Here is a 21,611-nt window from a genome sequence, read left to right on the forward strand (position 1 = left end):
GCCGCGCCCTTGGAAAAACGACGAAAAAACGCGAAAGCGGGCCCGCCCCCGAAAGGGCAGGCCCGCTCTCAGGCGTCAGGCAGAGCCTCAGGCGTCCTTGGACTCCTCGGCCGGAGCCTCGGTGGCCTCGGTCTGCTCGACCTTCGCCTCGTCGGACTCCTTGACCGCACGCTTGGTGGCGGCCTCGGCCTCACCGGTGGCCTGCTGCGCGACGGTCAGCGCCTCGACCAGCTCGATGACAGCCATGGGCGCGTTGTCGCCACGACGGTTACCGATCTTGGTGATGCGGGTGTAACCACCGGGGCGGTTCTCGTAACGCGGGCCGATCTCGGTGAAGAGCGTGTGGACGATGCCCTTGTCCGTGATGACCTGGAGGACCTGGCGGCGGTTGTGAAGGTCGCCCTTCTTCGCCTTGGTGACCAGACGCTCCGCGTACGGGCGCAGGCGGCGGGCCTTCGCCTCGGTGGTGGTGATGCGGCCGTGCTCGAAGAGCGACTTCGCGAGGTTCGCGAGGAGCATCTTCTCGTGCGCGGCGCTGCCGCCCAGACGGGCACCCTTGGCAGGCTTCGGCATGGTGTTTCTCCTAAGTGTCTGCCCCGGCCGTGTCAGGTACCGGAGTCAGTATCCGAGCAGGCGGTCGCCTGTCGGAGATCCGGGCGCCCTTTCGGACGCCCGGAGTGGTGGAGGACTCAGTACTGCTCGGTCTCCACGAAACCCGCGTCCGCGTCGTCGTCGGCGCCGAAGGCGTCGGCGGCGGCGGTCGGGTCGAATCCGGGCGGGCTGTCCTTGAGGGCCAGGCCCATGCCGGCCAGCTTCGCCTTGACCTCGTCGATCGACTTCGCACCGAAGTTGCGGATGTCGAGCAGGTCGGCCTCGGAGCGGGCGACGAGCTCACCCACGGAGTGGATGCCCTCGCGCTTGAGGCAGTTGTACGACCGAACGGTGAGCTCGAGCTCCTCGATCGGCAGCGCCAGGTCGGCGGCCAGGGCGGCGTCCGTCGGGGACGGACCCATGTCGATGCCCTCGGCGTCGATGTTCAGCTCGCGGGCGAGACCGAACAGCTCGACCAGCGTCTTACCGGCGGAGGCCATGGCGTCACGCGGACGCATCGCCTGCTTGGTCTCGACGTCGACGATCAGCTTGTCGAAGTCGGTGCGCTGCTCGACACGCGTGGCCTCGACCTTGTACGTGACCTTGAGAACCGGCGAGTAGATGGAGTCGACCGGGATACGGCCGATCTCCTGGCCCACCTGCTTGTTCTGCACGGCGGAGACGTAGCCGCGACCGCGCTCGACGGTCAGCTCCATCTCCAGCTTGCCCTTGCCGTTGAGCGTGGCGAGGACCAGGTCGGGGTTGTGCACCTCGACACCGGCCGGGGGCGCGATGTCGGCGGCGGTGACCAGACCCGGGCCCTGCTTGCGCAGGTACATCACGACCGGCTCGTCGTGCTCCGAGGAGACCACGAGCTGCTTGATGTTGAGGATCAGGTCGGTGACGTCCTCCTTGACGCCCGGCACGGTGGTGAACTCGTGCAGGACACCGTCGATCCGGATGCTGGTGACAGCGGCACCGGGGATCGAGGAGAGGAGCGTACGGCGGAGCGAGTTGCCGAGGGTGTAGCCGAAGCCCGGCTCCAGCGGCTCGATCACGAACCGGGAGCGGAACTCGTCGACGACCTCTTCGGTCAACGAGGGACGCTGAGCGATCAGCATGTGTGAATCCTTCAGTCAGGGGCGCCCGCTATTTGACGCCCGACTCTGTCCTGCAAGGGTACGGGCGGCACGGCCCGAAAGAGCCGTACCGCCCGGAACCACAGCCTGTGAAGCGGCCTGCGTCAGACGCGGCGGCGCTTCGGCGGGCGGCAGCCGTTGTGCGGGGTCGGGGTCACGTCCTGGATGGAACCGACCTCGAGGCCCGTGGCCTGCAGGGAGCGGATCGCGGTCTCACGACCGGAACCCGGGCCCTTGACGAACACGTCGACCTTGCGCATGCCGTGCTCCTGGGCGCGGCGGGCAGCCGACTCGGCGGCCATCTGCGCGGCGAACGGCGTCGACTTCCGGGAACCCTTGAAGCCGACGTGGCCGGCGGAGGCCCAGGAGATCACGTTGCCGGACGGGTCCGTGATCGAGACGATCGTGTTGTTGAACGTGCTCTTGATGTGCGCGTGGCCGTGAGCGACGTTCTTCTTTTCCTTGCGGCGCACCTTCTTGGCAGCGCCCTGACGACCCTTGGGGGGCATCTATTAACTCCTACGGGGAGGTGGTCGGTCCTACAGCGAAGACCGCTGGTGAAGCGTTGTCCGCTGAGGACTACTTCTTGCCCGGCTTCTTCTTGCCGGCGATGGCGCGACGCGGGCCCTTGCGGGTGCGGGCGTTGGTGCTGGTGCGCTGACCGCGGACGGGCAGGCCGCGACGGTGACGGAGACCCTGGTAGCAACCGATCTCGACCTTGCGGCGGATGTCGGCCTGGATCTCGCGACGGAGGTCACCCTCGGTCTTGAAGTTGTTGTCCACGTACTCGCGGATCGCGACGAGCTGCTCTTCGCTCAGGTCACGAACGCGGGTGTTCGGGTCGACGCCGGTCGCAGCCAGCGTCTCCTGGGAGAGGGTCCGGCCGATGCCGAACACGTAGGTGAGGGCGACCTCCACGCGCTTTTCGCGCGGGATGTCAACACCGGAAACGCGTGCCATTCAATGGCTCCTGGTGAATCTTCGGAGGTCTTCCACAGAACCGGTTCCCGGCCGCCGTACGAGGTACGAACCGGGTCCTCGGCCTCCGACCGAGGGTGTCGAGCTGGTTGGCTCGGGCTCTGCGTATGAACAATTCAGCTTGCGTCGCGCGAAACTCTGCGAGGAGTGCAGAGGGTTCGGCCGTGCGTCAGCCCTGGCGCTGCTTGTGGCGCGGGTTGTCGCAGATGACCATGACCCGGCCGTGACGGCGGATCACCCTGCACTTGTCGCAGATCTTCTTGACGCTCGGCTTGACCTTCATGGGGTGAGGTTCTCCGGGTCAGTGCCACCACCCCGGCGTTAACCGGGATGCGGGCAAGATCTACTTGTACCGGTAGACGATCCGGCCACGCGTCAGGTCGTACGGAGACAACTCCACCACGACCCGGTCGTCAGGGAGGATGCGGATGTAGTGCATACGCATCTTGCCGCTGATGTGTGCCAGGACCTGGTGGCCGTTCTGGAGCTCGACCTTGAACATGGCGTTCGGCAGAGACTCGACGACAGTGCCCTCGATCTCGATGGCACCTTGCTTCTTGGCCACGCTTCGCCCTTCGAATCGACTACCTTGATCGACTCTCACGCTTTTCCCTAACGGGCGCATGCGGACATGCGGGTGCACGAGAGCCGACGAGTCAGTCTACGTCAGCGCACCCGGAAAAACGAATCGCAGAATTCTGCCCCATACCACTGATCCTTAAGCGAGCGGATCGGGGGCCGTCGTGATGCCGTACTCCGCCAGCTTCGCCCGGCCGCCGTCCGGGGACGTCAGGACGAGGGGGCCCTGCTCGGTGAGAGCCACCGAGTGCTCCCAGTGGGAGGACCAGGTGCCGTCGGTCGTGAGGACCGTCCAGTCGACCAATCCTCGACGCCCCTCTCGCGGGTATCGGCGCCGAGGCGCCTCACAAGCTTCGAGCGGCTGCGCCGCCCTCCGACCGGCGGTCACGGCACGGAGCCGCCCGTCAGGCGAGCGGATCGGGGGCCGTCGTGATGCCGTACTCCGCCAGCTTCGCCCGGCCGCCGTCCGGGGACGTCAGGACGAGGGGGCCCTGCTCGGTGAGAGCCACCGAGTGCTCCCAGTGGGAGGACCAGGTGCCGTCGGTCGTGAGGACCGTCCAGTCGACCATTCCTCGACGCCCCTCTCGCGGGTATCGGCGCCGAGGCGCCTCACAAGCTTCGAGCGGCTGCGCCGCCCTCCGACCGGCGGTCACGGCACGGAGCCGCCCGTCAGGCGAGCGGATCGGGGGCCGTCGTGATGCCGTACTCCGCCAGCTTCGCCCGGCCGCCGTCCGGGGACGTCAGGACGAGGGGGCCCTGCTCGGTGAGAGCCACCGAGTGCTCCCAGTGGGAGGACCAGGTGCCGTCGGTCGTCAGGACCGTCCAGTCGACCAATCCTCGACGCCCCTCTCGCGGGTATCGGCGCCGAGGCGCCTCACAAGCTTCGAGCGGCTGCGCCGCCCTCCGACCGGCGGTCACGGCACGGAGCCGCCCGTCAGGCGAGCGGATCGGGGGCCGTCGTGATGCCGTACTCCGCCAGCTTCGCCCGGCCGCCGTCCGGGGACGTCAGGACGAGGGGGCCCTGCTCGGTGAGAGCCACCGAGTGCTCCCAGTGGGAGGACCAGGTGCCGTCGGTCGTCAGGACCGTCCAGTCGACCAATCCTCGACGCCCCTCTCGCGGGTATCGGCGCCGAGGCGCCTCACAAGCTTCGAGCGGCTGCGCCGTCCTCCGACCGGCGGTCACGGCACGGAGCCGCCCGTCAGGCGAGCGGATCGGGGGCCGTCGTGATGCCGTACTCCGCCAGCTTCGCCCGGCCGCCGTCAGGGGAGGTCAGGACGAGGGGGCCCTGCTCGGTGAGAGCCACCGAGTGCTCCCAGTGGGAGGACCAGGTGCCGTCGGTCGTCAGGACCGTCCAGTCGTCCTCGAGGACCTTCGTGCGGGGGGTGCCGAGGGAGACCATGGGCTCGATGGCGAGGCAGAAGCCGGGGACCAGCTTGGGGCCCTTGCCGCGGCGCCGCTCGACGTAGTTCAGCAGGTGCGGGTCCATGTGCATCTCGGTGCCGATGCCGTGGCCGCCGTAGTCCTCGACGATGCCGTACTTGCCGCCGCCCGGCTTCGGCTGGCGGCGGATGTAGGTCTCGATCGCGCGGGAGATGTCGACCAGGCGGTTGCCCAGCTTCATCGCGGCGATCCCCGCCCACATCGACTCCTCGGTCACCCGGGACAGCTCGACCAGCTCGGGGGCGTGGCCGGAACCGACGAAGGCCGTGTAGGCCGCGTCACCGTGCCAGCCGTCCACGATCGCGCCGCAGTCGATGGAGATGATGTCGCCGTCCTTCAGGACGACGTCCTCGGAGGGGATGCCGTGGACCACGACGTCGTTGACCGACGTGCAGATGGTCGCGGGGAAGCCGCCGTACCCCAGGAAGTTCGACTTCGCGCCGTGCTCGTCCAGCACCTTGCGCGCCACGTCGTCCAGGTCCTTGGTCGTCGCGCCGGGCACAGCCGCCTCACGGGTGGCCGCGTGGATCGCGGCGACGACCAGCCCGGCCGCTCGCATCTTGGCGATCTGCTCGGGGGTCTTGATCTGCACCATGGGGGCCTGCGCTCTCCGTCACTCGGACCGACTGGGTTACCTGGACAACACTACGGCCGCGGCGCCCTGGGCGGGCACCGCGGCCGGAAGGACCGGGGGTCTTACTCGCTGCCGGCCTTCTCGCGCTTGAGAGCCTCCAGCGCCCGCTTGGTGATCTCGTCCACCGGACCCAGGGAGGAGATCGTCACGACGAGCCCCTGCGCCTTGTAGTAGTCGATGATCGGCTCGGTCTGCGTGTGGTAGACCTCGAGCCGCTTGCGGACGGTGTCCTCGGAGTCGTCGTCGCGCTGGTACAGCTCGCCGCCGCAGACGTCGCAGACGCCTTCCTTCTTCGGCGCGCTGTACGTCACGTGGAAGACGTGCGAGGAGTCGTTGCGGCAGATGCGCCGGCCGGCGATCCGCTTGACGACCTCTTCCTCCGGGACCTCCAGGTCCAGGACGGCGTCCAGCTTGATGCCCTCGCCCTGCAGCAGCTCGTCCAGCGCCTGGGCCTGCGAGACGTTGCGCGGGAAGCCGTCGAGCAGGAAGCCGTTCTCGGCGTCCGGCTGCTCCATGCGGTCCTTGGCCATGGCGATGGTGACCTCGTCCGGGACGAGGTTGCCCCCGTCCATGTAGGACTTGGCCAGCTTGCCCAGCTCCGTCTGCCGACTGATGTTGGCCCGGAACAGGTCGCCCGTGGAGATGTGCGGGACGGCCAGCGTCTCTGCGAGGCGGACGGCTTGCGTTCCCTTACCGGCACCCGGCGGCCCGACGAGGACGATACGCATCAGCGGAGGAACCCTTCGTAATTGCGCTGCTGGAGCTGGCTCTCGATCTGCTTCACGGTCTCGAGACCCACACCCACGATGATCAGGATGCTGGTCCCGCCGAAGGGGAAGTTCTGACTTGCCCCGAAGCCCACCAACGCCATCGTCGGTACGAGAGCGATCAGACCCAGATACAGCGAACCCGGCCAGGTGATCCGGTTGAGCACGTAACTCAGGTACTCAGCGGTCGGCCGACCGGCCCGGATGCCCGGAATGAAGCCACCATACTTCTTCATGTTGTCGGCGACTTCCTCGGGGTTGAAGGAGATCGCCACGTAGAAGAACGCGAAGAACACGATGAGGAGGAAGTACAGCGAGATGTAGATCGGGTGGTCGCCCTTGGTCAGGTTCGCCGTGATCCAGCGCTTCCAGCCCGAGTCCCCGCCCGCGAACTGCGCGATCAGCGCCGGGATGTAGAGCAGCGACGACGCGAAGATGACCGGGATCACACCGGCCTGGTTGACCTTCAGCGGGATGTACGTCGACGTACCCCCGTAGGAACGGCGGCCGATCATGCGCTTCGCGTACTGCACCGGGATGCGGCGCTGGGCCTGCTCCACGAAGACGACGAGCGCGACCATGACCAGGCCGACCAGGATGACGGTGCCGAACTCGATCCAGCCGCCGGCCAGGGTGCCCTGCTTCTTGATGGCCCACAGCGCGGACGGGAAGGTCGCGGCGATCGAGATGAACATCAGGATCGACATGCCGTTGCCGATGCCGCGGTCGGTGATCAGCTCACCGAGCCACATCACCAGCGCCGTACCGGCGGTCATGCAGATCACCATGGTGATCGTGGTGAAGATCGCCTGGTCCGGGACGATGTTCCCGGCGACCGTGCACCCGCTGAACAGGGCGCCGCTGCGGGCGGTGGCCACGAGGCCGGTCCCCTGCAGGATGGCGAGCGCCACGGTCAGGTACCGGGTGTACTGGGTGATCTTCGCGGTACCGGCCTGCCCCTCCTTCTTGAGGGCTTCCAGGCGCGGGATCACCACGGTCAGGAGCTGAAGGATGATGCTCGCCGTGATGTACGGCATGATGCCGAGGGCGAAGATCGTGATCTGGAGCAGCGCTCCGCCGCTGAACATGTTGACCAGGCCGAAGAGGCCCTGGTTGCCGGAGGCCTCGGTCACGCAGGTCTGGACGGCCTTGTAATTGACGCCGGGGATCGGGATGTGGGTACCGACCCGGTAGACCACGATGACGCCCAGCGTGAAGAGCAGCTTCTTGCGCAGGTCGGGCGTCCTGAACGCCCGGGCGAACGCGGTGAGCACGGTGCCTCCTGCGACCCCCGCGCAACTGCGTCAAGGGTGACGGTCTAGAGGTTCGATGAATAAGGAAAAGGGAACAGCGCACGCCACCTTACCGGCGACACCGCCCCCCTAGGAACGACCAACCGGGGATACCCCATTGTGGGGTATCCCCGGTCGGGATCGTCTACGTCATCGAGAGACCTGAGGGACTCAGACCAGCTCGGTGACCGTACCGCCGGCAGCGGTGATCTTCTCCTTGGCGGAGTCGGAGACGGCATCCACCGTCACCTGCAGCGCCACGGAGATCTCGCCCTGGCCGAGCACCTTGACGAGGCTGTTCTTGCGAACGGCACCCTTGGCCACCAGACCCTCGACGGTGACCTCGCCACCCTCGGGGTAGAGCGCGGCCAGCTTGTCGAGGTTCACGACCTGGAACTCGGTCTTGAACGGGTTCTTGAAGCCCTTCAGCTTCGGGAGACGCATGTGGAGGGGCATCTGGCCACCCTCGAAGCGCTCCGGAACCTGGTAACGGGCCTTCGTGCCCTTGGTACCACGACCAGCCGTCTTACCCTTCGACGCCTCACCACGACCCACACGGGTCTTGGCGGTCTTGGCGCCCGGGGCGGGACGGAGGTTGTGGATCTTGAGCGGGTTCTGCTCCGCCATGATCAGACCTCCTCAACCGTCACGAGGTGGCGGACGGTGTGCACCATTCCGCGGAACTCGGGGCGGTCCTCCTTGACGACCTGCGTGTTGATGCCCTTGAGACCAAGGGAACGCAGGGTGTCACGGTGGTTCTGCTTGCTGCCGATGTACGACTTGACCTGCGTGATCTTGAGCTGCGCCATTACGCACCAGCCCCGGCACGCGCACGCAGCAGAGCCGCGGGGGCGACGTCCTCGAGCGGCAGACCGCGGCGGGCCGCGACCTCCTCGGGACGCTGCAGGCCCTTGAGGGCCGCCACGGTCGCGTGCACGATGTTGATCGCGTTGTCGGAGCCCAGGGACTTCGACAGGATGTCGTGGATACCGGCGCACTCGAGCACGGCGCGCACCGGACCACCGGCGATAACACCGGTACCCGGGGACGCGGGCTTGAGCAGCACGACGCCGGCAGCCTTCTCACCCTGGATGGGGTGCGGGATGGTGCCCTGGATACGGGGGACCTTGAAGAAGTGCTTCTTGGCCTCCTCAACACCCTTGGCGATGGCGGCCGGCACCTCCTTGGCCTTGCCGTAACCGACACCGACGGTGCCGTCACCATCGCCCACCACGACCAGCGCGGTGAAGCTGAAGCGACGACCACCCTTCACAACCTTGGCGACGCGGTTGATCGCGACAACGCGCTCAACGTACGCGGTCTTCTCGGCGGCAGCAGCGCCGCCGTCACGGCCCTTCCGGTCCCGCCGCTCGCCGCCACCGGCACCGCCACCGCGGCGCTGGGGTCCAGCCATTGGAATTACCTCTCTCTGTTTCCGCTAGCTACGGAACCGGCTCAGAACTTCAGACCGGCTTCGCGGGCGGCGTCCGCCAGGGCGGCGATGCGCCCGGCGTACTGGTTGCCACCACGGTCGAACACGACAGCCTCGACACCGGCGGCCTTGGCACGCTCGGCGACCAGGGCGCCGACCTGCTTGGCCTGCGCGGACTTGTCGCCCTCGCCGCTCCGGACCGACGCGTCCAGCGTGGACGCGGAAGCCAGGGTGTGGCCCTTGAGGTCGTCGATCACCTGCGCCACGATGTGGCGGTTGGAGCGGGTGACGACCAGACGCGGACGCTCCGCCGTACCGGAGATGTTCTTGCGAATCCGGATGTGGCGGCGCTTGATCGCGGCGCGCTTGTAGGCGTCGCCCTTGAGGATCTTCTGTCCGTATGCCATGGCTTACTTACCCGCCTTTCCGACCTTGCGGCGGATGACTTCGCCCTCGTACTTGACGCCCTTGGCCTTGTACGGGTCAGGCTTGCGCAGCTTGCGGATGTTGGCCGCAACCTCGCCGACCTTCTGCTTGTCGATGCCCTCGACCTGGAAGCGGGTCGGGGACTCCACCTTGAAGGTGATGCCCTCGGGCGCCTCGATGACGATCGGGTGGCTGTAGCCGAGCGCGAACTCGAGGTTCGAGCCCTTGGCCGTAACGCGGTAACCGACACCGCTGATCTCGAGCTTCTTCACGTAACCCTGGGTCACGCCGGTGATCATGTTCGCCACCAGCGTGCGGGACAGGCCGTGCAGGGCCTTGTTCTGACGCTCGTCGTTGGGGCGGGTCACCGCGAGGGTGCCGTCCTCATCCTTGACGATGTCGATCGGCGCGACGACGGTGTGGGTCAGCGAGCCCTTGGGGCCCTTGACCGCGACCGTACGGCCGTCGATGGTGACGTCCACGCCGGCGGGAACCGTGATGGGGAGCTTGCCAATACGCGACATAGCTGTTTCCTCCGTTCCCTTCCGCTACCAGACGTAGGCGAGGACTTCCCCACCCACGCCCTTCTTGCCGGCCTGCTTGTCGGTGAGGAGACCGTGCGACGTGGAGATGATCGCCACGCCCAGGCCGCCGAGCACCTTCGGCAGGTTGGTGGACTTCGCGTAAACCCGGAGACCGGGCTTGGAGATCCGCTTGATGCCCGCGATGGAGCGCTCACGGTTGGGCCCGAACTTCAGGTCCAGGACGAGGTTCTTGCCAACCTCGGCGTCCTCGACCTTCCAGCCCGTGATGAAGCCCTCCTGCTGGAGGATCTCTGCGATGTGAGACTTGATCTTGGACGCCGGCATCGTCACAGAGTCGTGGTATGCCGAGTTCGCGTTCCGCAGACGCGTAAGCATGTCTGCGATCGGATCAGTCATGGTCATGAATTGGCCTTCGGCCTCTCTCGCCGGGGTTTCCTGGTGCGCCATCCCTCTCCCCGATCCGAGACGGGGCGGGTGCGGCGCGGTGGACCTACGGCGTAGTAAGTCGTACGGGCGCGACAGACGCCCAACCCCGCAAGCCTACGGCATGTGGGGAAGGGCCTCTGCCGACCCAGTTGCTTACCGAGAGTTCCAGCAATCCCTGATTAGGGGGATTACCAGGAGCTCTTGGTCACGCCCGGCAGCTCGCCACGGTGAGCCATCTCACGAAGGCACACGCGGCAGAGGCCGAACTTGCGGTACACGGAGTGCGGGCGGCCGCAGCGCTGGCAGCGGGTGTAGCCACGCACACCGAACTTGGGCTTACGAGCAGCCTTGGCAATGAGAGCCTTCTTCGCCATCTCGCTTACGCCTCCTTGAACGGGAAGCCGAGGTGACGGAGAAGGGCACGGCCTTCAGCGTCGTTGGTCGCCGTGGTGACCACGGTGATGTCCATACCCCGGACACGGTCGATCTTGTCCTGGTCGATCTCGTGGAACATGACCTGCTCCGTGAGACCGAAGGTGTAGTTGCCACGGCCGTCGAACTGCTTGGGGGACAGGCCGCGGAAGTCGCGGATGCGCGGAAGCGCCAGCGACAGGGTGCGGTCCAGGAACTCCCACATGCGGTCGCCACGGAGCGTGACGTGGGCACCGATCGGCTGACCCTCACGCAGCTTGAACTGCGCGATGGACTTGCGGGCCTTGGTGACGGCCGGCTTCTGACCGGTGATCGTGGTGAGGTCGCGGATGGCGCCCTCGATCAGCTTGGAGTCGCGGGCGGCGTCGCCCACACCCATGTTGACCACGATCTTGACGAGGCCGGGGATCTGCATGACGTTCTCGTACTGGAACTCGTCACGCAGCTTGCCCGCGATCTCCTCGCGGTACTTCGTCTTCAGACGCGGAGTGGTGGTGGTAGCCATCAGATGTCCTCACCCGTCCGCTTGGCAACGCGGATCTTGTTGCCTTCGTCGTCGAAGCGGTAGCCGACACGCGTGACGACCTTGTTGCCATCCTTCTCAACGACCAGCTGGACGTTGGAGACGTGGATAGGCGCCTCGGTCGTGACGATGCCGCCCGCCTGCGAACCGCTGGCGGTCGGGCCGGCCTTGGTGTGCTTCTTGACCCGGTTGACACCCTCGACCAGGACACGCTCGTCGCGCGGGAAAGCGGCAATGACCTTGCCCTGCTTGCCCTTGTCCTTACCGGTGATGACCTGGACCAGGTCGCCCTTCTTGATCTTCATGCTTACAGCACCTCCGGCGCGAGCGAGATGATCTTCATGAACTTCTTCTCGCGCAGCTCACGGCCGACAGGGCCGAAGATACGGGTGCCGCGAGGGTCGCCGTCGTTCTTGAGAATGACAGCGGCGTTCTCGTCGAAGCGGATGTACGAGCCGTCCGGACGGCGACGCTCCTTGACGGTCCGAACGATGACCGCCTTGATGACGTCACCCTTCTTCACGTTGCCGCCGGGGATCGCGTCCTTGACGGTGGCGACGATGACGTCACCGATGCCCGCGTAGCGGCGACCGGAGCCACCGAGCACACGGATGCAAAGGATCTCCTTCGCACCAGTGTTGTCGGCGACACGCAGCCGCGACTCCTGCTGGATCACGTCTATCTCCTGATTGTCTGCCGGTTCCCGGCCGGGGTCCTGTGAGGGACCCCGACCGAGCCTGGCGGAACTGACCTGCGGATTTTCCCCGCAGGAATCTTGCTTGAGCAGTCCCCTGAGGGGATTGCCTACTTGGCCTTCTCGAGGATCTCGACGATGCGCCAGCGCTTCGTCGACGACAGCGGCCGGGTCTCCGCAAGGAGGACACGGTCGCCGACACCGGCGGCGTTCTGCTCGTCGTGGGCCTTGAGCTTGTTCGTACGGCGGATGACCTTGCCGTACAGCGCGTGCTTCACGCGGTCCTCGACAGCGACGACGACGGTCTTGTCCATCTTGTCGCTGACGACGAGACCCTCACGGGTCTTGCGGAAGCCACGGGCCTCAGCGTTCTCAGTCACGTTCTTCTCGCTCATCAGGCGTTCTCCACCGTCTCGATGCCCAGCTCACGCTCGCGCATCAGGGTGTAGATCCGCGCGATGTCCTTGCGGACCGCCTTCAGACGGCCGTGGTTCTCGAGCTGACCAGTCGCCGCCTGGAAGCGGAGATTGAACAGCTCTTCCTTGGCCTCGCGGAGCTTCGCAAGAAGCTCCTCGTTGCCCAGCTCGCGCAGCTCGGACGCCTTGGTACCGGCCGACATCACGCTTCACCTGCCTCGCGCTTGACGATCCGGCACTTCATCGGCAGCTTGTGGGCCGCACGAGTGAGAGCCTCACGCGCAGTCTTCTCGTTGGGGTACGACAGCTCGAACATGACGCGTCCGGGCTTGACGTTGGCGATCCACCACTCCGGCGAACCCTTACCGGAACCCATGCGGGTCTCGGCAGGCTTCTTGGTGAGGGGACGATCCGGGTAGATGTTGATCCAGACCTTGCCGCCACGCTTGATGTGGCGGGTCATGGCGATACGAGCCGCTTCGATCTGACGGTTCGTCACATACGCCGGGGTCAGCGCCTGGATGCCGTACTCGCCGAACGCGACCTGCGTGCCACCCTTGGCCATACCACTGCGCTTCGGGTGGTGCTGCTTGCGGTGCTTGACCCTACGGGGGATCAGCATTTCGGTCAGGCCTCCGTTCCGGTGCTCTCAGCCGGAGCGGCGGCGGCGGGAGCCTCGGCCTTGGGGGCCTCGGCGCCGGCAGCCTGCTGCGGCTTGCGACCGCGCCCACCACGCTCGCCACCACGGCCACCGCGGGCCGGGCGGTCGGCGCCACCACGGGCCGGGCGGTTACCCGCACGGGCCGCAGCGTTCTCGGCGCGGACCTCGGCGATGTTCTTGACGTCGCCCTTGTAGATCCAGACCTTCACGCCGATGCGGCCGAAGGTCGTCTTGGCCTCGAAGAAGCCGTAGTCCACGTTCGCGCGGAGCGTGTGCAGGGGCACACGACCCTCGCGGTAGAACTCCGAGCGGGACATCTCGGCGCCGCCGAGGCGGCCACCGCACTGGATCTTGATGCCCTTGGCGCCGGCCTTCATCGCCGACTGCATGCTCTTACGCATGGCACGGCGGAAGGAGACACGCGAGGAAAGCTGCTCGGCCACGGCCTGGGCCACGAGCTGAGCGTCCGTCTCGGGGTTCTTGACCTCGAGGATGTTGAGCTGGACCTGCTTGCCCGTCAGCTTCTCGAGCTGACCGCGGATCTTGTCGGCCTCCGCACCGCGGCGGCCGATGACGATGCCCGGACGCGCGGTGTGGATGTCCACGCGGACACGGTCACGGGTGCGCTCGATCTCCACCTTGGAGATACCCGCGCGCTCCATGCCCTGCGTCAGCATGCGACGGATGGCCACGTCTTCCTTGACGTAGTCCTTGTACAGCTTGTCGGCGTACCAACGCGACTTGAAGTCGGTCGTGACACCGAGCCGGAACCCGTGCGGGTTAACCTTCTGGCCCATTACCGGGTTCCTTCCTTGCTGCTGACGACCACGGTGATGTGGCTGGTCCGCTTGCGGATCCGGTAGGCACGGCCCTGGGCGCGCGGCCGGAACCGCTTCAGGGTCGGGCCCTCGTCGACGTAGGCCTCAGAGATGACGAGGCTGTCGGCGTCGGTGTGGTCGTAGTTGTGCGCGGCGTTGGCAATGGCGCTGTCGAGCACCTTGCCGACCGGCACGGAGGCGGCCTGCGGAGCGAATCGCAGGACGGCCTGGGCCTCCGTGGCGTCCATGCCACGGATGAGGTCCACCACGCGGCGGGCCTTCATGGGCGTGACGCGGATGTACCGCGCCTGGGCCCTGGCTTCCATGGTTGTCCCTTCAGTTACTTACGTGTCTGAATGCGATCCGCTGTTAGCGGCGCTTCGACTTCCGGTCGTCCTTGACGTGGCCGCGGAAGGTGCGAGTCGGCGAGAACTCGCCGAGCTTGTGGCCGACCATCGACTCGGTGACGAACACCGGGATGTGGGTCTTGCCGTTGTGCACCGCGATCGTGTGGCCGAGCATGGCCGGGATGATCATCGAGCGACGGGACCAGGTCTTGATGACGTTCTTGGTGCCGGCTTCGTTCTGGACATCCACCTTCTTGATCAGGTGGTCGTCGACGAAGGGCCCCTTCTTCAAGCTACGAGGCATCTCAACCCGTCCTTAGCGCTTCTTGTTCGTCTTGCGGCGGCGGACGATGTACTTGTTCGACGCCTTCTTGGGCGAACGAGTACGGCCTTCCTTCTTGCCCCACGGGGACACAGGGTGGCGACCACCGGAGGTCCGGCCTTCACCACCACCGTGCGGGTGGTCGACCGGGTTCATGACCACACCACGGACGGTCGGGCGAACGCCCAGCCACCGCTTACGGCCGGCCTTACCCCAGTTGATGTTGCTCTGCTCGGCGTTGCCGACCTCACCGACGGTGGCGCGGCAGCGAACGTCGACGAGACGGATCTCGCCGGACGGCATGCGGAGGTGGGCCATGGAGCCCTCCTTCGCAAGGAGCTGCACGGACGCACCGGCGGAGCGGGCGAACTTGGCACCGCCACCGGGACGGAGCTCGATCGCGTGGATCGTGGTACCGACCGGGATGTTGCGGAGCGCCAGGTTGTTGCCCGGCTTGATGTCGGCGCCCGGACCGTTCTCGACGCGGTCACCCTGCTGCAGGTTGCGCGGGGCGAGGATGTAGCGCTTCTCGCCGTCCGCGTAGTGCAGCAGCGCGATGCGCGCGGTGCGGTTGGGGTCGTACTCGATGTGCGCGACCTTCGCCGGCACGCCGTCCTTGTCGTGACGACGGAAGTCGATCACTCGGTAGGCGCGCTTGTGTCCGCCACCCTGGTGGCGAACGGTCACACGACCGGCGTTGTTACGGCCGCCCTTGCTGTGCAGCGGGCGGACCAGCGACTTCTCCGGCGTGGACCGCGTGACCTCGACGAAGTCGGCGACGCTGGCGCCACGACGGCCCGGCGTAGTCGGCTTGTACTTGCGGATTCCCATTTCTCAGTCCTCGTCCGATATCGGACGATCCAGACCGCCGTCAGGCGGTCGGACCGCCGAAGATGTCGATACGGTCGCCCTCGGCGAGGGTCACGATCGCGCGCTTGCTGCCGGCACGCTGACCGAAGCCGGTCTTCGTGCGCTTGCGCTTGCCCTGGCGGTTGATCGTGTTGACCCCGGTGACCTTGACCGAGAAGACCGCCTGGACGGCCTGCTTGATCTGGGTCTTGTTGGCACCCGGGGCGACGATGAACGTGTACTTGCCCTCGTCGAGGAGCGCGTAGCTCTTCTCCGAGACAACCGGCTTGAGCAGCACGTCACGGGGGTCCGTGAAGGACTTGCTCAGCGGGGTCTCGACCGTGTTCTTGCCCTCGGTGGCGTGGCGCTTCGCCTTGGCGACGCGCGCGACCTTGGCGGCCTTGGCGGCCTTCGAGGCGATGCTCGGGTGGCGCGTAGCCATCAGGCTTCGCTCCCTTCGGTGTCATTGGCCTTCGGGCCGGACACGAAGGACTCGAAAGCGGCCTGGGTGAAGACCACGTCGTCCGAGACGAGAACGTCGTACGTGTTCAGCTGGCCCGGCTCCAGGATGTGGACCTGGGGCAGGTTGCGCGCGGAAAGCAGCGCGGCCTCGTCGGAGCGCTCGATGACCAGGAGCACGTTCTTGCGCTCGCTGACCTTGCCGAGGAAGCTCTTCGCGGCCTTGGTGGAGGGGGTCTCGCCCTCGACCACGCCGGTGATGACGTGGATACGAGCGTTGCGGGCCCGGTCGGTGAGGGCGTGGCGCAGAGCCGCGGCCTTCATCTTCTTCGGGGTCCGCTGCGAGTAGTCACGCGGCGTGGGGCCGTGGACGACGCCACCGCCGGCGAACTGCGGCGCACGGGTCGAACCCTGGCGCGCGCGGCCGGTGCCCTTCTGGCGGTAAGGCTTGCGACCGCCACCACGGACCTCGCCACGACGCTTGACCTTGTGCGTGCCCTGACGGGCGGCGGCAAGCTGCGCGACGACGACCTGGTGAAGCAGCGGAACGCTGATCTTCTCTACGCCGAAGATGTCGGCCGGGAGCTCGACGGTCCCGGCGTTGTCGCCCGACGGCGACAGGATGTCAATGGTGCTCATAGTCCTCAGGCCCCCTTGGCCGCGGTGCGGACCAGGACGAGGCCGCCGTTCGGACCAGGAACCGCGCCCTTGATGAGGAGCAGGCCCTTCTCCGCGTCAACGGCGTGAACGGTCAGGTTCTGGGTGGTGACCCGCTCGTTGCCCATGCGACCCGCCATGCGCATGCCCTTGAAGACACGACCGGGGGTGGCACAGCCACCGATGGAACCGGGCATGCGGTGCACACGGTGGGCACCGTGGGACGCCTTGCCACCCTTGAAGTTGTGGCGCTTCATGACACCGGCGAAGCCCTTGCCCTTGCTCTTCGCGGTGACGTCGACCTTGACGCCCGACTCGAAGACCTCGGCCGTGATCTCCTGGCCCAGCGTGTACTCGCTGGCGTCGGAGGTACGGAGCTCCACCAGGTGGCGGCGCGGGGTGACGTCGGCCTTGGCGAAGTGGCCCTTGAGGGGCTTGTTCACCTTGCGCGGGTCGATCTCGCCGAAGGCGATCTGGACCGACTCGTAGCCGTCGACGTCGTTCGTGCGGACCTGGGTGACGACGTTGGGGCCGGCCTTGACGACGGTGACCGGAACAACACGGTTGTTCTCGTCCCACACCTGCGTCATGCCGAGCTTCTCGCCCAGGATTCCCTTGATCTGCTTAGCCATTCTCAGATCACCGACCCTTAGAGCTTGATCTCGATGTCGACACCGGCCGGGAGGTCGAGTCGCATCAGGGAGTCAACGGTCTTCGGCGTCGGGTCGAGGATGTCGATCAGGCGCTTGTGCGTGCGCATCTCGAAGTGCTCGCGCGAGTCCTTGTACTTGTGCGGCGACTTGATGACGCAGTACACGTTCTTCTCAGTGGGCAGCGGCACCGGGCCCGCGACCGACGCACCAGTGCGGGTCACCGTCTCGACGATCTTCTTCGCCGAGGAGTCGATGACCTCGTGGTCGTAGGCCTTGAGCCGGATGCGGATCTTCTGTCCCGCCATGGCTACTCAGTAGTCCTGTCTTCTCTCACGCTCTGGAACCCGGCAGTTTCACACTGCCTTCTCTCCGACCCACGCGGTCGGGCGTGTCGCACTGCCGCTGACGCGGATGCCCATCACTGGAACACCCCTTCAGGGAATGCACACGGCCCTGCCGGAACCGCGGGCCGGGGGCGGAAGGCCCACCGGGCGCCTGGTCGAAGTTGCGCCCACACTTCCCGGAAGATTCCCGTACGTCCAACCCCAGGGGGTTGACGAGTACTGTGGGACTCGCTTCCGGTCCTCCCGGCGGGAGGCGCGCAGCATCAACACTCGACCGAGCAACTCCGACAGTCTGCCATATGGCGTACCCCTCTGGCCAATCGAGCCGAGTAGATTACCCCGATAGTGACGCAGGTCAAACTCCCTCCGCACTAAGGGTCCTCATCAACTCCCGCCTGAGACAGGCGAAGCGGCCGAGAAGCAGGGCGAACCAACAGAAATGGCCGCCAGCCCCTCACCCTTGGACTTGTCCACCACTCCTGTGACCGCGGTCATCCGATCTGCTCCGCCCGCGCAGCGTCGCCCCGTGCTCGTCCAGCGCCCTGGGGCCGCCAAGGCACCCCCCGGCCCCTCCCCCGGTCCCGTCGACCCCGCACCCCGCCGGCAGCGCAGTCAGCACCACTGACCCGGCAAGCACGACAAAAGCGGAGAGGCCCGCACGACCGAAGTCGTGCGGGCCTCTCCGGGTCAGTCAGTGACCCTCAGGCAAGCGGATGCTTACTTGACGATCTTGGTGACCTGGCCGGCGCCCACCGTGCGGCCACCCTCGCGGATGGCGAACTTCAGGCCCTCTTCCATGGCGACGGGCTGGATGAGCGAAACGGTCATCTCAGTGTTGTCGCCCGGCATGACCATCTCGGTGCCCTCGGGGAGGGTCACGACGCCGGTCACGTCCGTGGTGCGGAAGTAGAACTGCGGGCGGTAGTTGTTGAAGAACGGCGTGTGGCGGCCACCCTCGTCCTTGGACAGGATGTAGGCCTGGGCCTCGAACTCGGTGTGCGGGGTGACCGAACCGGGCTTGATGATGACCTGGCCGCGCTCGACGTCCTCGCGCTTGATGCCACGGAGGAGCAGACCGACGTTCTCACCGGCCTGGCCCTCGTCGAGCAGCTTGCGGAACATCTCGATGCCGGTGACCGTGGTGGTGGTCTTGTCCTGCTTGATACCGACGATGTCGACGGTCTCGTTGACCTTGAGGACACCACGCTCGATACGACCGGTGACGACGGTGCCACGACCGGTGATCGTGAAGACGTCCTCGATCGGCATCAGGAACGGCTTGTCGACGTCGCGCTCGGGCTGCGGGATGTTCTCGTCCACGGCCTTCATGAGCTCGAGGACGGTGTTGCCCCACTCCTTGTCGCCCTCGAGCGCCTTGAGCGCCGAGACCTTGACGACCGGCAGGTCGTCGCCCGGGAACTCGTACTCGGAGAGGAGCTCACGGACCTCGAGCTCGACGAGCTCCAGGATCTCCTCGTCGTCCACCATGTCGGCCTTGTTCAGGGCGACGACGATGTACGGAACGCCGACCTGGCGGGCCAGGAGCACGTGCTCCTTGGTCTGCGGCATCGGGCCGTCGGTGGCGGCGACCACGAGGATCGCGCCGTCCATCTGCGCGGCACCGGTGATCATGTTCTTGATGTAGTCCGCGTGACCGGGGCAGTCGACGTGGGCGTAGTGACGCGTCTCGGTCTGGTACTCGACGTGCGCGATCGAGATCGTGATACCGCGCTGGCGCTCCTCAGGAGCCTTGTCGATCTGGTCGAAGGCCGAGGCCTCGTTCAGGTCCGGGTACGCGTCGTGCAGCACCTTGGTAATGGCGGCCGTGAGGGTCGTCTTACCGTGGTCGATGTGACCGATGGTGCCGATGTTGACGTGCGGCTTAGTCCGCTCGAACTTTGCCTTCGCCACTGGGATCCTCCTGCGGAGTGGTTCTGGTACGCCTTACTCATCGGCGCCAGGTGATCTTTGCTGGGATGCCGCCCGCCGGGGTTTTTCCGAGTGGTCCGACCCCGGCGGTCGGTGTCAAGCCTAAAGCGTGTAAACGGGGTGCGTTACTCGCCCTTGGCCTTCGCGATGATCTCCTCGGCGACGTTCCGGGGAACCTCGGCGTAGGAGTCGAACTGCATCGAGTAGCTTGCGCGACCCGAGGTCTTGCTGCGGAGGTCTCCGACGTAGCCGAACATCTCCGAGAGGGGCACGAGGCCCTTCACGATGCGAGCGCCCATCCGCTCCTCCATGGCCTGGATCTGGCCACGGCGGGAGTTGATGTCGCCGATGACCTCACCCATGTAGTCCTCGGGCGTGGTGACCTCGACGGCCATCATCGGCTCGAGGAGCACGGGCGAAGCCTTGCGCGCGGCCTCCTTGAAGGCCTGCGAACCGGCGATCTTGAAGGCGAGCTCGGAGGAGTCGACCTCGTGGTAGCCACCGTCGAGAAGGATGACGCGAACGCCGGTCATCTCGTAGCCGGCCAGGATGCCGAACTGCATGGCCTCCTGCGCACCCGCGTCCACCGAAGGGATGTACTCCTTCGGGATGCGGCCACCGGTGACCTTGTTCACGAACTCGTACGAGGCGTCGCCGCCCTCGATCGGCTCGATCGCGATCTGCACCTTGGCGAACTGACCGGTACCACCGGTCTGCTTCTTGTGCGTGTAGTCGAGTCGCTCGACGGCCTTGCGGATCGTCTCGCGGTACGCGACCTGCGGCTTGCCGACGTTGGCCTCGACCTTGAACTCACGGCGCATACGGTCGACCAGCACCTCGAGGTGCAGCTCGCCCATGCCACCGATGATGGTCTGGCCGGTCTCCTCGTCCGAGTGGACCTGGAAGGAGGGGTCCTCCTCCGCGAGACGCTGGATGGCGACACCCAGCTTCTCCTGGTCGCCCTTGGACTTGGGCTCGATCGCGACCTGGATCACCGGCGCCGGGAAGTCCATGGACTCCAGGATGACCGGGTTCTTGTCGTCGGACAGCGTCTCACCGGTGGTGGTCTGCTTCAGGCCCATGACGGCGACGATGTCGCCGGCGCCCACCGACTCGATCTCCTCACGCTTGTTGGCGTGCATGCGGTAGATCTTGCCGATGCGCTCCTTCTTGCCCTTGACGGAGTTCAGCACCGAGGTGCCGGACTCCAGGCGGCCCGAGTAGACCCGGACGAAGGTGAGCTTGCCGAGGTGCGGGTCGCTCATGATCTTGAACGCGAGCGCGGAGAGGGGCTCCTCCTCCGACGGCTTGCGCTTGACGACGACCTCGGGGTCCTTGACGTCGTGGCCCTCGATGGCCTCGACGTCGAGCGGGGTCGGCAGGTAGCGCACGACCGCGTCGAGCAGGGGCTGAACGCCCTTGTTCTTGAACGCGGTGCCGCAGAACACCGGGGTGACCGTCACGCCGTCGGACTTGCCGGACGCGATGGTGATGCGACGGATCGCGGCGTAGAGCTGCTCCTCGGTGGGCTCCTGGCCCTCCAGGAACAGCTCCATGATCTCGTCGTCGTGCTCGGCGACGGTCTCGACCAGCTTGCCGCGGTACTCCTCGGCAGCCTCGGCGTGCGAAGCCGGGATGTCGACGGTGTCGTACATCTCGCCCTTGGCCGCCTCGGCGGACCACACGAGCGCCTTCATGCGGACGAGGTCCACAACGCCCTGGAAGTCCATCTCGGCACCGATCGGGAGCTGCATGATGATCGGGACGGCGCCGAGGCGGTCCTTGATCATGTCCACGCAGCGGTGGAACTCGGCGCCGGTACGGTCCAGCTTGTTCACGAAGCAGATGCGCGGCACGCCGTAACGGTCGGCCTGACGCCACACCGTCTCGGACTGCGGCTCCACACCGGCGACACCGTCGAACACCGTGACGGCACCGTCGAGCACGCGGAGCGAACGCTCCACCTCGACCGTGAAGTCGACGTGCCCGGGGGTGTCGATGATGTTGATGGTGTAGTCGTTGCCCTCGAGCGGCCAGTGACAGGTGGTGGCAGCAGAGGTGATCGTGATGCCACGCTCCTGCTCCTGCTCCATCCAGTCCATGGTGGCAGCGCCGTCGTGGACCTCACCGATCTTGTAGCTGACGCCGGTGTAGAAGAGGATCCGCTCGGTGGTGGTCGTCTTGCCCGCGTCGATGTGGGCCATGATCCCGATGTTGCGGACCTTGGCCAGGTCAAGTGAAGTGGTAGCCATAAGGC

General features: G+C 66.4%; 32 protein-coding genes and 4 pseudogenes. All 36 read right to left on the reverse strand.

Features of this window, described 5'->3' with window-relative positions; genetic code table 11:
- Positions 1-87: 87 nt before the first annotated feature.
- Positions 88-573 (reverse strand): 50S ribosomal protein L17, encoded by a 486-nt coding sequence (gene rplQ / locus HEK131_RS27585; protein WP_217461867.1) that lies wholly within the window; start codon positions 571-573, stop codon positions 88-90.
- Positions 574-689: 116 nt separating this feature from the next.
- Positions 690-1,712 (reverse strand): DNA-directed RNA polymerase subunit alpha, encoded by a 1,023-nt coding sequence (locus HEK131_RS27590; protein WP_003966937.1) that lies wholly within the window; start codon positions 1,710-1,712, stop codon positions 690-692.
- A 122-nt stretch (positions 1,713-1,834) separates the two neighbouring features.
- The gene (gene rpsK / locus HEK131_RS27595; RefSeq protein ID WP_003956432.1) at positions 1,835-2,239 is read right to left on the reverse strand and encodes a 30S ribosomal protein S11; all 405 of its coding nucleotides are present in this window, start codon (positions 2,237-2,239) and stop codon (positions 1,835-1,837) included.
- A 70-nt stretch (positions 2,240-2,309) separates the two neighbouring features.
- Positions 2,310-2,690, reverse strand: a complete 381-nt coding sequence (rpsM, locus tag HEK131_RS27600; protein ID WP_217461866.1) for a 30S ribosomal protein S13 — start codon at positions 2,688-2,690, stop codon at positions 2,310-2,312.
- Positions 2,691-2,877: 187 nt separating this feature from the next.
- Entirely contained in the window at positions 2,878-2,991 is a 114-nt protein-coding gene (gene rpmJ / locus HEK131_RS27605) for a 50S ribosomal protein L36 (protein ID WP_003974245.1), read from the reverse strand.
- A gap of 60 nt (positions 2,992-3,051) precedes the next feature.
- Complete coding sequence (gene infA / locus HEK131_RS27610; protein WP_003948620.1) at positions 3,052-3,273, reverse strand: translation initiation factor IF-1; 222 nt, start codon at positions 3,271-3,273, stop codon at positions 3,052-3,054.
- 153 nt (positions 3,274-3,426) lie between these two features.
- Positions 3,427-3,585, reverse strand: a pseudogene (locus tag HEK131_RS27615) (type I methionyl aminopeptidase); the annotation flags it as partial.
- Positions 3,586-3,691: 106 nt separating this feature from the next.
- Positions 3,692-3,850 (reverse strand): annotated as a pseudogene (locus HEK131_RS27620) (type I methionyl aminopeptidase); the annotation flags it as partial.
- A gap of 106 nt (positions 3,851-3,956) precedes the next feature.
- A pseudogene (locus HEK131_RS27625) lies at positions 3,957-4,115 on the reverse strand (type I methionyl aminopeptidase); the annotation flags it as partial.
- Between the two features lie 106 nt (positions 4,116-4,221).
- A pseudogene (locus HEK131_RS27630) lies at positions 4,222-4,380 on the reverse strand (type I methionyl aminopeptidase); the annotation flags it as partial.
- 106 nt (positions 4,381-4,486) lie between these two features.
- Positions 4,487-5,323 (reverse strand): type I methionyl aminopeptidase, encoded by an 837-nt coding sequence (gene map / locus HEK131_RS27635; protein WP_161146657.1) that lies wholly within the window; start codon positions 5,321-5,323, stop codon positions 4,487-4,489.
- Positions 5,324-5,424: 101 nt separating this feature from the next.
- Positions 5,425-6,090, reverse strand: coding sequence for an adenylate kinase (locus tag HEK131_RS27640; protein ID WP_217461865.1), 666 nt, complete (start codon positions 6,088-6,090; stop codon positions 5,425-5,427).
- Positions 6,090-7,403 carry a preprotein translocase subunit SecY gene (gene secY / locus HEK131_RS27645; RefSeq protein ID WP_217461864.1) on the reverse strand — a complete coding sequence of 438 codons (1,314 nt, stop codon included), beginning with the start codon at positions 7,401-7,403 and terminating at the stop codon, positions 6,090-6,092. Before secY ends, HEK131_RS27640 begins: the two co-directional genes overlap by 1 nt.
- Before the next feature lie 189 nt (positions 7,404-7,592).
- A complete protein-coding gene (rplO, locus tag HEK131_RS27650) occupies positions 7,593-8,048 on the reverse strand; it encodes a 50S ribosomal protein L15 (protein ID WP_161146654.1) in 456 nt (151 codons plus the stop codon).
- Between the two features lie 2 nt (positions 8,049-8,050).
- Positions 8,051-8,230: a 50S ribosomal protein L30 gene (gene rpmD / locus HEK131_RS27655; RefSeq protein ID WP_052580766.1), complete on the reverse strand. Its 180-nt coding sequence runs from the start codon at positions 8,228-8,230 to the stop codon at positions 8,051-8,053.
- Complete coding sequence (gene rpsE, locus HEK131_RS27660) at positions 8,230-8,835, reverse strand: 30S ribosomal protein S5 (RefSeq protein ID WP_007494753.1); 606 nt, start codon at positions 8,833-8,835, stop codon at positions 8,230-8,232. The genes rpmD and rpsE overlap by 1 nt, the downstream gene beginning before the upstream one ends.
- Positions 8,836-8,876: 41 nt before the next feature.
- A complete protein-coding gene (rplR, locus tag HEK131_RS27665; RefSeq protein ID WP_030811697.1) occupies positions 8,877-9,260 on the reverse strand; it encodes a 50S ribosomal protein L18 in 384 nt (127 codons plus the stop codon).
- 3 nt (positions 9,261-9,263) lie between these two features.
- Positions 9,264-9,803 carry a 50S ribosomal protein L6 gene (gene rplF, locus HEK131_RS27670; RefSeq protein WP_217461863.1) on the reverse strand — a complete coding sequence of 180 codons (540 nt, stop codon included), beginning with the start codon at positions 9,801-9,803 and terminating at the stop codon, positions 9,264-9,266.
- 24 nt (positions 9,804-9,827) lie between these two features.
- Positions 9,828-10,226, reverse strand: coding sequence for a 30S ribosomal protein S8 (rpsH, locus tag HEK131_RS27675; RefSeq protein ID WP_030420829.1), 399 nt, complete (start codon positions 10,224-10,226; stop codon positions 9,828-9,830).
- Positions 10,227-10,438: 212 nt separating this feature from the next.
- Positions 10,439-10,624: a type Z 30S ribosomal protein S14 gene (locus HEK131_RS27680; protein ID WP_003948630.1), complete on the reverse strand. Its 186-nt coding sequence runs from the start codon at positions 10,622-10,624 to the stop codon at positions 10,439-10,441.
- Positions 10,625-10,629: 5 nt separating this feature from the next.
- Positions 10,630-11,187 (reverse strand): 50S ribosomal protein L5, encoded by a 558-nt coding sequence (gene rplE / locus HEK131_RS27685; RefSeq protein WP_217461862.1) that lies wholly within the window; start codon positions 11,185-11,187, stop codon positions 10,630-10,632.
- Positions 11,187-11,510 (reverse strand): 50S ribosomal protein L24, encoded by a 324-nt coding sequence (gene rplX / locus HEK131_RS27690; RefSeq protein ID WP_161146652.1) that lies wholly within the window; start codon positions 11,508-11,510, stop codon positions 11,187-11,189. The genes rplE and rplX overlap by 1 nt, the downstream gene beginning before the upstream one ends.
- A gap of 2 nt (positions 11,511-11,512) precedes the next feature.
- The gene (gene rplN, locus HEK131_RS27695; protein WP_003992364.1) at positions 11,513-11,881 is read right to left on the reverse strand and encodes a 50S ribosomal protein L14; all 369 of its coding nucleotides are present in this window, start codon (positions 11,879-11,881) and stop codon (positions 11,513-11,515) included.
- 128 nt (positions 11,882-12,009) lie between these two features.
- Positions 12,010-12,294: a 30S ribosomal protein S17 gene (rpsQ, locus tag HEK131_RS27700; RefSeq protein WP_030811683.1), complete on the reverse strand. Its 285-nt coding sequence runs from the start codon at positions 12,292-12,294 to the stop codon at positions 12,010-12,012.
- On the reverse strand, positions 12,294-12,518 hold the full coding sequence (gene rpmC / locus HEK131_RS27705; protein ID WP_007494763.1) for a 50S ribosomal protein L29: 225 nt from the start codon (positions 12,516-12,518) through the stop codon (positions 12,294-12,296). The genes rpsQ and rpmC overlap by 1 nt, the downstream gene beginning before the upstream one ends.
- A complete protein-coding gene (gene rplP, locus HEK131_RS27710) occupies positions 12,518-12,937 on the reverse strand; it encodes a 50S ribosomal protein L16 (RefSeq protein WP_003956458.1) in 420 nt (139 codons plus the stop codon). The genes rpmC and rplP overlap by 1 nt, the downstream gene beginning before the upstream one ends.
- A gap of 5 nt (positions 12,938-12,942) precedes the next feature.
- Positions 12,943-13,773, reverse strand: a complete 831-nt coding sequence (gene rpsC, locus HEK131_RS27715; protein ID WP_030811675.1) for a 30S ribosomal protein S3 — start codon at positions 13,771-13,773, stop codon at positions 12,943-12,945.
- Complete coding sequence (gene rplV / locus HEK131_RS27720; protein WP_030619142.1) at positions 13,773-14,120, reverse strand: 50S ribosomal protein L22; 348 nt, start codon at positions 14,118-14,120, stop codon at positions 13,773-13,775. Before rplV ends, rpsC begins: the two co-directional genes overlap by 1 nt.
- A gap of 43 nt (positions 14,121-14,163) precedes the next feature.
- Complete coding sequence (rpsS, locus tag HEK131_RS27725; protein WP_005481224.1) at positions 14,164-14,445, reverse strand: 30S ribosomal protein S19; 282 nt, start codon at positions 14,443-14,445, stop codon at positions 14,164-14,166.
- A 12-nt stretch (positions 14,446-14,457) separates the two neighbouring features.
- Positions 14,458-15,294 (reverse strand): 50S ribosomal protein L2, encoded by an 837-nt coding sequence (gene rplB / locus HEK131_RS27730; RefSeq protein WP_030811669.1) that lies wholly within the window; start codon positions 15,292-15,294, stop codon positions 14,458-14,460.
- 40 nt (positions 15,295-15,334) lie between these two features.
- Positions 15,335-15,754 (reverse strand): 50S ribosomal protein L23, encoded by a 420-nt coding sequence (gene rplW / locus HEK131_RS27735; protein ID WP_217461861.1) that lies wholly within the window; start codon positions 15,752-15,754, stop codon positions 15,335-15,337.
- Positions 15,754-16,410 (reverse strand): 50S ribosomal protein L4, encoded by a 657-nt coding sequence (gene rplD, locus HEK131_RS27740; RefSeq protein WP_161146651.1) that lies wholly within the window; start codon positions 16,408-16,410, stop codon positions 15,754-15,756. Before rplD ends, rplW begins: the two co-directional genes overlap by 1 nt.
- Before the next feature lie 5 nt (positions 16,411-16,415).
- Positions 16,416-17,060, reverse strand: a complete 645-nt coding sequence (rplC, locus tag HEK131_RS27745) for a 50S ribosomal protein L3 (RefSeq protein WP_018543906.1) — start codon at positions 17,058-17,060, stop codon at positions 16,416-16,418.
- A 17-nt stretch (positions 17,061-17,077) separates the two neighbouring features.
- Positions 17,078-17,386, reverse strand: coding sequence for a 30S ribosomal protein S10 (gene rpsJ / locus HEK131_RS27750; protein ID WP_003948644.1), 309 nt, complete (start codon positions 17,384-17,386; stop codon positions 17,078-17,080).
- 756 nt (positions 17,387-18,142) lie between these two features.
- Positions 18,143-19,336: an elongation factor Tu gene (gene tuf / locus HEK131_RS27755; protein WP_031180867.1), complete on the reverse strand. Its 1,194-nt coding sequence runs from the start codon at positions 19,334-19,336 to the stop codon at positions 18,143-18,145.
- Positions 19,337-19,479: 143 nt separating this feature from the next.
- On the reverse strand, positions 19,480-21,606 hold the full coding sequence (gene fusA / locus HEK131_RS27760) for an elongation factor G (protein ID WP_217461857.1): 2,127 nt from the start codon (positions 21,604-21,606) through the stop codon (positions 19,480-19,482).
- Between the last annotated feature and the right edge of the window lie 5 nt (positions 21,607-21,611).

This window comes from Streptomyces seoulensis (assembly GCF_022846655.1).
Taxonomy (GTDB): Bacteria; Actinomycetota; Actinomycetes; order Streptomycetales; family Streptomycetaceae; genus Streptomyces.